Source organism: Streptomyces gobitricini, from assembly GCF_039532985.1.
In the GTDB taxonomy this organism is placed as follows: Bacteria; Actinomycetota; Actinomycetes; order Streptomycetales; family Streptomycetaceae; genus Streptomyces; species Streptomyces gobitricini.
Genome location: NZ_BAAASR010000053.1, coordinates 25147 through 34565, shown reverse-complemented (window position 1 = coordinate 34565; position 9419 = coordinate 25147). Strand labels below are relative to the sequence as shown.

Sequence of the window (9419 nt, the reverse complement as noted above, 5' to 3'; positions counted from 1 at the left end):
GGGATGCTGATCCTGACCCGCTGGTGGCACTTCTGGACCGGCTGACCGGCTACCCCGGCCCCACCCGCACTGTCAGTGCCCTGGCATAGGCTGCATGACGTGGAGCCCGACCTCTTTACCGCCGCAGCCGAAGAACGCCAGGAGAAGGACCCGTCCAGCAGTCCCCTGGCGGTCCGCATGCGCCCGCGCACCCTGGACGAAGTCGTCGGCCAGCAGCACCTGCTGAAGCCAGGGTCACCGCTGCGCCGCCTGGTCGGCGAGGGCGCCGGGGGTCCGGCGGGTGCCTCGTCCGTGATCCTCTGGGGTCCTCCCGGCACCGGGAAGACGACACTGGCGTACGTCGTCTCCAAGGCCACCAACAAGCGGTTCGTGGAGCTGTCCGCGATCACCGCGGGCGTCAAGGAGGTGCGCGCGGTCATCGACGGCGCCCGCCGCGCGGCCGGGGGCTTCGGCAAGGAGACGGTGCTCTTCCTGGACGAGATCCACCGCTTCAGCAAGGCCCAGCAGGACTCGCTGCTGCCGGCCGTCGAGAACCGCTGGGTCACTCTCATCGCCGCCACCACCGAGAACCCGTACTTCTCGGTGATCTCCCCGCTGCTGTCCCGCTCCTTGCTCCTCACCCTGGAGCCGCTCACCGACGACGACATCCGGGGCCTGCTGAAGCGGGCGGTCGCCGACGAGCGCGGTCTGACCGGCGCGGTGACGCTGCCCGAGGACGCCGAGTCCCACCTCCTGCGGATCGCGGGCGGCGACGCCCGCCGGGCGCTGACGGCCCTGGAGGCGGCGGCCGGGGCGGCCCTCGCGAAGGGCGAACCCGAGATCACCCTCGCCACCCTCGAGGAGACGGTCGACCGGGCGGCGGTGAAGTACGACCGGGACGGCGACCAGCACTACGACGTCGCCAGCGCCCTGATCAAGTCGATCCGCGGCTCCGACGTCGACGCGGCCCTGCACTACCTCGCCCGCATGGTCGAGGCCGGTGAGGACCCGCGGTTCATCGCCCGGCGCCTGATGATCTCGGCGAGCGAGGACATCGGTCTCGCGGATCCGACCGCGCTGCCCCTCGCCGTCGCGGCCGCGCAGGCCGTGGCCATGATCGGCTTCCCGGAGGCGGCCCTCACCCTGAGCCACGCCACGATCGCCCTCGCCCTGGCCCCCAAGTCGAACGCCGCGACCACGGCGATGGCCGCCGCCCGGGCGGACGTGCGCAACGGCCTCGCGGGCCCCGTCCCTCCCCACCTCCGCGACGGGCACTACAAGGGCGCGGCCAAGCTCGGCCACGCCCAGGGCTATGTGTACCCGCACGACGTGCCGGGCGGTATCGCGGCCCAGCAGTACGCCCCGGACGAGATCCACGGCAGGCGCTACTACGAGCCCACGCGGTACGGCGCGGAGGCGCGGTACGCGGACGTGGTGGAGAAGGTCCGCGAGCGGCTGCGGGGCGAGGCAACGGCCTAGCCGGCCGCCTCGAACAGCGCGCGCATGGCCCGCCGCAGCCCCTGCACGTCCTGCACGGGCTCGGGGAAGTCGAAACGCGCGTCGAAGGACTGCCCCGCCGTGTCCCGGCAGCGCACCCGCAGCCCGAACCGGTCCAGCGCCAGAGGCACCACGCGCTGGACGCCGGCACGGTGCCCGAGCAGGCCGCTCAGCCCCTGCACATGGTCGTCGTGCGCGGCGGCGAGGTGCTGGAGCAGCTCCGTCTCGTACCCGGTGAGGGGGTCCGGCAGGGCGTCGGCGAACTCCTCGGGGCGCACCGCGGCGTCGCCCCACAGGTCGTCCACGTACACCTCGCCGACAGCCAGGCGCAGCATCATGCGACCGGGTTCCGCGACGCCCGGGGCGCAGGTGAGCCGGCCGGAGACCCACGCCCGGCCGCGGACACGGTCGGGGACGGCGACCGGGGCGACATCCGTGAGCTCCAGCACGGCGGGCAGGTCGCCGTCCTGCGCGTGCGTGGCGGCGCGTACGGCCGGGGCGTCGGCCGGGAACATCAGGTAGACCTCGCCGTCCGTGCCGACGACCCGGGCCTCCGGCATCAGGTCCTCCGAGCGGGCGCCGTCCGCCCCGGGGAGGATGAGCACCGCGGAGCATGTACTCTGTACGAGAGTTCGTGTGCGCTCGGCTGCTGACGGCATCCGGGCGGTTTCAAGCCCGCTGGGACGCGGCTGACCATGAGCTGATCGGACCTCCGTCACATCGATGCTCCGCATAGCAGGAGCATCGCTCTTTGTGCTGCTGTCTGTGATGCGCGTGGTGTTCCCAGGGCTCGACATGCGATCTCCTTGATTAAGGTAAGCCTAACCTAACCTATATCGGAGGTCTGGAGAACGTGCCTAACCAGTCGCGTCCCAAGGTCAAGAAGTCCCGTGCGCTCGGTATCGCGCTGACGCCGAAGGCCGTCAAGTACTTCGAGGCTCGCCCCTACCCGCCGGGTGAGCACGGCCGTGGCCGCAAGCAGAACTCGGACTACAAGGTCCGTCTGCTCGAGAAGCAGCGTCTGCGCGCGCAGTACGACATCAGCGAGCGTCAGATGGCGCGTGCCTACGACCGCGCCAAGAAGGCCGAGGGCAAGACGGGCGAGGCGCTGGTCGTCGAGCTCGAGCGCCGCCTCGACGCCCTGGTCCTGCGTTCGGGCATCGCCCGCACCATCTACCAGGCCCGCCAGATGGTCGTTCACGGCCACATCGAGGTCAACGGTGGCAAGGTCGACAAGCCGTCGTTCCGCGTCCGTCCCGACGACGTCGTGATGGTCCGCGAGCGCAGCCGCAACAAGAGCCTGTTCCAGGTCGCGCGTGAGGGCGGCTTCGCCCCCGACGGTGAGACCCCCCGCTACCTGCAGGTCAACCTGAAGGCCCTGGCCTTCCGCCTCGACCGCGACCCGAACCGCAAGGAAATCCCGGTCATCTGCGACGAGCAGCTGGTCGTCGAGTACTACGCCCGCTGATCTGGGCGTCACACTCACACGGTTCCGGAGCCCGCCGTTCCCTCCGGGGGACGGCGGGCTCCCGCGTTCCGGGCCCCGGGCGGCCCCGGGCCCCGGCCGAAGCGCCGTGCCCCGCCCCGCGGCGGCGCCGGGAGGGCTCCCCTCCCGGCGGGGGCCGCACACCCGCGGGGCCGCACCGCCCCACCTCACCGCGCCCCGCCGCCCCGCTCAGCCGGGACGACCGCCGCGGCGGGCCCGCGTGCGAGCGCCACGCGGCGACGGCACCCGGTCCAGCGGGCGCCCCGACAGCGCCCGCGCCACCGCCGCGTCCAGCGGCAGCGCGCTGCCCTCCGCCACGCACGACCGGAAGCGCTCGGCGCCCAGTTCCTCGCCCGCCCGCTGCTCGCACAGGACCCGGGGCGCGCTGAAGTAGCCGGAGCCGAAGAGCGGCAGGCCGACCGCCTCCCACATCGGCGCGGCAGCCCCCTGGAGCACCGCCGCCTCCGCCGGGTCGCCCTCCGCCGCCGTCACCAGCGCCAGCAGCTCCACGGCCAGGACCAGCCCGACCAGGTCGTGGAACGCGTGGTCGATGGCGATGCACTCGCCCAGCAGCTCCCGGGCCTCCCCGTACGCTCCGCGCGTCCAGGCCGAGTACGCCAGGACATAGAGCGCGTACGCCCGCGTCCACAGCTCGCCCCGGTCCTCACAGACCTCCCGCACCTCCCGGCACAGTGCCACGGCCGCTTCCGGTTCGCCGAGGAACACCTTCGCCATCGCCAGCTCGACCTGGCCCATCAGCACCTGGCTGTTCAGCTCGCCCAGCTCGCGGTACGCGGTCAGCGCCTGCGACAGCAGCTCCTCCGCGCGCGGCATGTCGTCCGAGAGCAGTGCCAGGCAGCCCATCCGGTGGGTCGTGTACGCGGCGGCCAGCGCGTTGCCCGTACGGGCGGCGCCCTCCCCGCACTCGTACAGCGCCGCCACCGCCGCCGTGTCGTCGCCCTGCAGGACCGCCACGTACCCCAGCACCCACAGCGCCCGCAGCCGGGCCTCGTCGTGGCCCGGTTCCAGGGCCACCACCCGGTCCAGCCAGTGCCGCCCCTCCGCCAGGCGCCCGCAGCCGACCCAGCAGAACCAGAGCGTCGCGGCGAGGTGCTGCGCCAGGTGGGCTTCCTCGGGGGCCTCCAGGCACAGCTCCAGAGCCGCCCGCAGATCGGGCAGGGCGCTGTCGGCGCAGGCGGCCACCTCGGCCTGGCGCGGGCTGAACCACTCCAGCTCGCACCAGGTCGCCAGCCCCATGTACCAGTCGCGGTGCCGGCGCCGCATCCGCTCCTCGTCGCCCAGCTCCGCCAGCCACTCCGCCCCGTACGCCCGGACCGTGTCGAGCATCCGGTGGCGCACGCCCGCGGGTGTCTCCTCGCGCAGCACCACGGACCGGTCCACCAGCCCGGCGACGGTGTCCAGCACCTCGTCGGCCGGCAGCTCCGGGCCACCGCACACGTACTCGACCGCCTCCAGGTCGAAGGGGCCGACGAACACCGACAGGCGTGCCCACAGCAGCCGTTCCCGGGGCGTGCACAGCTCATGGCTCCAGCCGATGGCCGTCCGCAACGTCTGGTGCCGGGGCAGCGCGCCACGCGTGCCGCCGGTCAGCAGCCGGAACCGGTCGTCCAGCCGGTGCAGCATCTGTTCCACGCCGAGCGCGGGCAGCCGGCCCGCGGCCAGTTCCAGGGCGAGCGGAATACCGTCGAGGCGGCGGCAGAGCTCCCGTACGGAATCGTCGCCCTCCACGCGGCCGCCGTCCTCGGTCCGGAAGCCCGGCAGCACCGCCGCGGCCCGCTCGGTGAACAGCCGCACGGCGTCGGCCTCGGGCAGCGGGGCCAGGGGTACCACGGCCTCACCGTCCAGCCGCAGCGGGCACCGGGCCGCGGCCAGCACGGTCAGGCCGGGGCAGCGGCGCAGCAACTCCCGTACGAGCCCGGCGCAGTCGTCCACCAGGTGCTCGAAGCCGTCGAGGACCAGCAGCAGCCGGCGGTCGACGAGGTGCTCGGCCAGGACCTCGCGCGGCGGGCGCCGTGTGTGGTCCGTGAGGCCGAGCGCGTCCAGCAGGGCCTGCTCCAACAGGCCCGGGTCACGCAGTGGCGCGAGTTCCGCGAGCCGGACCCCGTCGCAGTAGCGTTTCTCCGCAGCGGCAGCGGCCCGTACCACCAGGCGGGACTTGCCCACGCCGCCGACACCGACCACGGTGACGAGCCGGAACCGGGTGAGCAGCCCCTGTAGTTCGCGGATCTCGGCACCGCGACCGACGAACCGGTTCAGCTCCGCGGGCAGATTGCTCAGATTGCTCCGTCGCATGAGACACGGAGCGTACTTGCGCATACGCACTCCGTACAATCGGACCACATGGCTCCGGCTCCGCGTGCCCGTAATGCGGTACGGGGAGCGAGCGGCGGCGCGATAGGCTCGGAGGACGACTTTTCAGGGCGTCCGACATGCGACGACCGACGACCGACGAGCAGAGAGCGGTGCGCAGTGACCGGTGGAGAGGTTGCCGGGATTCTCGTGGCCGTCTTCTGGGCGATCCTGGTCTCCTTCCTGGCCGTGGTGCTGGTGAGGCTGGCCCAGACGCTCAGGGCGACCACCCGGCTCGTGGCCGAGGTGACCGAACAGGCCGTCCCGCTGCTGGCCGACGCCTCCGCGACGGTGCGCTCGGCGCAGACGCAGCTCGACCGGGTCGACGCCATCGCGACGGACGTCCAGGAAGTCACCTCCAACGCCTCCGCGCTCTCCACGACGGTCGCCTCCACCTTCGGCGGACCGCTCGTCAAGGTCGCCGCCTTCGGTTACGGCGTGCGCCGGGCGATGAGCCGGAACAAGAACGACGGGCCGGCCGAGCGGCCCCGGCGTACGGTGATCGTCGGCCGTACCGTGCCGGGAGCCAGGGGCCGGAAGCGGAAAGGCTGACTCAAGGATGTTCCGCCGTGCTTTCTGGTTCACCGCGGGCGCCGCGACCGGCGTGTGGGCCACCACCAAGGTCAACCGCAAGCTCAAGCAGCTGACGCCCGAGAGCCTCGCCGCCCAGGCCGCCGACAAGGCGGTCGAGGCCGGCCACCGGCTCAAGGAGTTCGCCCTCGACGTGCGGGCGGGCATGCTCCAGCGCGAGGCCGAGCTGGGGGAAGCGCTGGGCATCGAGGCGCCCGCCGACGACCCGGCGCTGCCCGCGCCGCGCCGCGCGGCCCCGCTGGACAGCGCCCGCCCCCCGTACCCCCACCACCACTCGTACAACCGGAATGAGGACCACTGATGGAGTCGGCTGAAATCCGCCGCCGCTGGCTGAGCTTCTTCGAGGAGCGCGGGCACACCGTCGTCCCTTCGGCGTCGCTCATCGCGGACGACCCGACTCTCCTCCTGGTCAACGCCGGCATGGTGCCGTTCAAGCCCTTCTTCCTCGGCGAGGAGAAGCCGCCCTACACGCGCGCCTCCAGCGTGCAGAAGTGCGTGCGCACGCCGGACATCGAGGAGGTCGGCAAGACCACCCGCCACGGCACGTTCTTCCAGATGTGCGGCAACTTCTCCTTCGGCGACTACTTCAAGGAAGGCGCCATCAAGCTCGCCTGGGAGCTGCTGACCGGCTCCGTCGAGCACGGCGGTTACGGCCTGGAGCCGGAGAAGCTCTGGATCACCGTCTACCAGGACGACGACGAGGCCGAGCAGATCTGGCGCGACGTCGTGGGCGTTCCGGCCGAGCGCATCCAGCGCCTGGGCAAGAAGGACAACTTCTGGTCCATGGGCGTCCCCGGCCCCTGCGGCCCCTGCTCCGAGATCAACTACGACCGCGGTCCCGAGTTCGGCGCCGAGGGCGGCCCGGCCGTCAACGACGAGCGGTACGTGGAGATCTGGAACCTGGTCTTCATGCAGTACGAGCGGGGCGGGGGCACCTCGAAGGAGGACTTCGAGATCCTCGGTGACCTGCCGAGCAAGAACATCGACACGGGCCTCGGCCTGGAGCGCCTGGCGATGATCCTCCAGGGCGTGCAGAACATGTACGAGACCGACACCCTGAAGGTCGTCATCGACAAGGCCACCGCCCTCACCGGTGTCCAGTACGGTGCCGCCAAGGACAGCGACGTCTCGCTGCGCGTGGTCGCCGACCACATGCGGACCTCCGTGATGCTCATCGGCGACGGCGTCACCCCCGGCAACGAGGGCCGTGGTTACGTCCTGCGCCGCATCATGCGCCGCGCCGTCCGCAACATGCGCCTGCTCGGTGCCACCGGCCCGGTCGTCGGCGAGCTCGTCGACACGGTCATCCGGACGATGGGCGAGCAGTACCCGGAGCTGGAGACCGACCGCAAGCGCATCGAGACCGTCGCCCTCGCGGAGGAAGCCGCCTTCCTCAAGGCCCTCAAGGGCGGCACCAACATCCTCGACACCGCCGTCACCGAGACCAAGGCCTCGGGCGGCACGGTGCTCCCCGGCGACAAGGCGTTCCTGCTCCACGACACCTGGGGCTTCCCGATCGACCTCACCCTGGAGATGGCCGCCGAGCAGGGCCTCTCCGTGGACGAGGACGGCTTCCGCCGCCTGATGAAGGAGCAGCGGGACCGCGCCAAGGCCGACGCCAGGGCCAAGAAGACCGGCCACGCCGACGTCTCGGCCTACCGCGAGATCGCCGACACCTCCGGCGCCACCGAGTTCACCGGTTACACCAACACCGAGGGCGAGACGACCGTCGTCGGCCTGCTCGTCAACGGCGTCCCCTCGCCGGCCGCCACGGAGGGCGACGACATCGAGGTCGTCCTCGACCGTACGCCGTTCTACGCCGAGGGCGGCGGCCAGATCGCCGACACGGGCCGCATCAGGCTGCACAGCGGCGCCGTCATCGAGGTGCGCGACGTCCAGCAGCCGGTCCCGGGCGTCTCCGTCCACAAGGGGTCGGTGCAGGTCGGCGAGGTGACCGTCGGGGCCACCGCCTACGCCACGATCGACGTCAGGCGCCGTCGTGCCATCGCCCGCGCGCACAGCGCCACGCACCTCACCCACCAGGCGCTGCGTGACGCTCTCGGCCCGACGGCCGCCCAGGCCGGTTCGGAGAACCAGCCCGGCCGGTTCCGGTTCGACTTCGGCTCGCCGTCCGCCGTCCCGCAGACGGTCATGACCGATGTCGAGCAGAAGATCAACGAGGTGCTGGCCCGCGAGCTCGACGTGCACGCCGAGGTCATGGCGATCGACGAGGCCAAGCGGCAGGGTGCCATCGCCGAGTTCGGAGAGAAGTACGGCGAGCGGGTCCGTGTGGTCACCATCGGCGACTTCTCCAAGGAGCTGTGCGGCGGGACGCACGTCCACAACACCGCCCAGCTGGGCCTGGTGAAGCTGCTCGGCGAGTCGTCGATCGGCTCCGGCGTGCGCCGTATCGAGGCCCTGGTCGGCGTCGACGCGTACAACTTCCTGGCCAGGGAGCACACGGTCGTCGCCCAGCTCCAGGAGCTGGTCAAGGGCCGTCCCGAGGAGCTTCCCGAGAAGATCTCCGGCATGCTCGCCAAGCTGAAGGACGCCGAGAAGGAGATCGAGAAGTTCCGCGCCGAGAAGGTGCTCCAGGCGGCCGCCGGTCTCGCCCAGGGCGCCCAGGACGTGCGCGGTGTGGCCCTGGTGACCGGACAGGTGCCGGACGGCACGTCCGCCGACGACCTGCGCAGGCTCGTCCTGGACGTGCGCGGCCGCATCCCGGGCGACCGTCCGGCCGTCGTCGCCCTCTTCACCACGGCCAATGGCCGTCCGCTGACGGTCATCGCCACCAACGAGGCCGCCCGCGAGCGGGGCCTCAAGGCCGGCGAGCTGGTCCGTACCGCCGCCAAGACCCTCGGTGGCGGCGGTGGCGGCAAGCCGGACGTCGCCCAGGGCGGCGGCCAGAACCCGGACGCCATCGGCGAGGCCATCGGCGCCGTCGAGCGGCTCGTCGCGGACACCGTCTGATGAGACGGGGCCGCAGGCTCGCGATCGACGTCGGGGACGCCCGGATCGGGGTCGCCTCGTGCGACCCCGACGGGGTGCTCGCCACTCCGGTGGAGACCGTGCCGGGCCGTGATGTCCCGGCCGCCCACCGGCGGTTGAAGCAGCTCACCGAGGAGTACGAACCGATCGAGATCGTCGTCGGGCTGCCTCGCTCCCTCAGCGGGGGCGAGGGCCCGGCCGCGGCCAAGGTGCGTGTCTTCGTACAGGAGCTCGCCCGGGGGGTCTCCCCGGTCCCGGTCCGGCTCGTGGACGAGAGGATGACCACAGTCACGGCCGGCCAGGGGCTGCGCGCATCGGGTGTGAAGTCCCGAAAGGGCAGGTCTGTCATCGATCAGGCAGCCGCTGTGATCATCCTTCAGAACGCTCTTGAGTCCGAACGGGTATCAGGTAATCCGCCCGGAGAGAGCGTCGAAGTGGTCATCTGATCGCGATACTGTAACGTTCCGCGCGATGCGGTGGTGTTCGAACAGCGCCGCCGCGCGACGTA

8 protein-coding genes are annotated in these 9419 nt (G+C 71.9%); 6 read left to right on the top strand and 2 right to left on the bottom strand.

Annotated features, from left to right (window positions below):
- Positions 1-99: 99 nt before the first annotated feature.
- On the top strand, positions 100-1458 hold the full coding sequence (locus tag ABD347_RS30555; RefSeq protein ID WP_344367255.1) for a replication-associated recombination protein A: 1359 nt from the start codon (positions 100-102) through the stop codon (positions 1456-1458).
- On the opposite strand, the gene ABD347_RS30550 is transcribed toward ABD347_RS30555, so the two are convergent.
- On the bottom strand, positions 1455-2135 hold the full coding sequence (locus tag ABD347_RS30550) for a DUF2470 domain-containing protein (RefSeq protein WP_344367254.1): 681 nt from the start codon (positions 2133-2135) through the stop codon (positions 1455-1457). The genes ABD347_RS30555 and ABD347_RS30550 overlap by 4 nt on opposite strands.
- A 194-nt stretch (positions 2136-2329) precedes the next feature.
- Between ABD347_RS30550 and rpsD the strand changes: the two genes are divergently transcribed.
- Positions 2330-2944 (top strand): 30S ribosomal protein S4, encoded by a 615-nt coding sequence (rpsD, locus tag ABD347_RS30545; RefSeq protein WP_344367252.1) that lies wholly within the window; start codon positions 2330-2332, stop codon positions 2942-2944.
- 207 nt (positions 2945-3151) lie between these two features.
- Here rpsD and ABD347_RS30540 read toward each other — a convergent pair whose 3' ends face one another.
- Positions 3152-5275, bottom strand: a complete 2124-nt coding sequence (locus ABD347_RS30540) for an ATP-binding protein (protein ID WP_344367250.1) — start codon at positions 5273-5275, stop codon at positions 3152-3154.
- Positions 5276-5452: 177 nt separating this feature from the next.
- On the opposite strand from ABD347_RS30540, the gene ABD347_RS30535 reads away from it, so the two are divergent.
- Genes ABD347_RS30535 through ruvX form a run of 4 tightly spaced genes read left to right on the top strand, consistent with a single transcriptional unit; the run spans position 5453 to position 9357 of the window.
- Positions 5453-5884 carry a DUF948 domain-containing protein gene (locus ABD347_RS30535; protein ID WP_344367248.1) on the top strand — a complete coding sequence of 144 codons (432 nt, stop codon included), beginning with the start codon at positions 5453-5455 and terminating at the stop codon, positions 5882-5884.
- 7 nt (positions 5885-5891) lie between these two features.
- On the top strand, positions 5892-6224 hold the full coding sequence (locus ABD347_RS30530; protein WP_344367246.1) for a DUF6167 family protein: 333 nt from the start codon (positions 5892-5894) through the stop codon (positions 6222-6224).
- A complete protein-coding gene (alaS, locus tag ABD347_RS30525) occupies positions 6224-8893 on the top strand; it encodes an alanine--tRNA ligase (protein ID WP_344367244.1) in 2670 nt (889 codons plus the stop codon). The genes ABD347_RS30530 and alaS overlap by 1 nt, the downstream gene beginning before the upstream one ends.
- Complete coding sequence (ruvX, locus tag ABD347_RS30520) at positions 8893-9357, top strand: Holliday junction resolvase RuvX (RefSeq protein WP_344367242.1); 465 nt, start codon at positions 8893-8895, stop codon at positions 9355-9357. Before alaS ends, ruvX begins: the two co-directional genes overlap by 1 nt.
- Positions 9358-9419 lie beyond the last annotated feature (62 nt).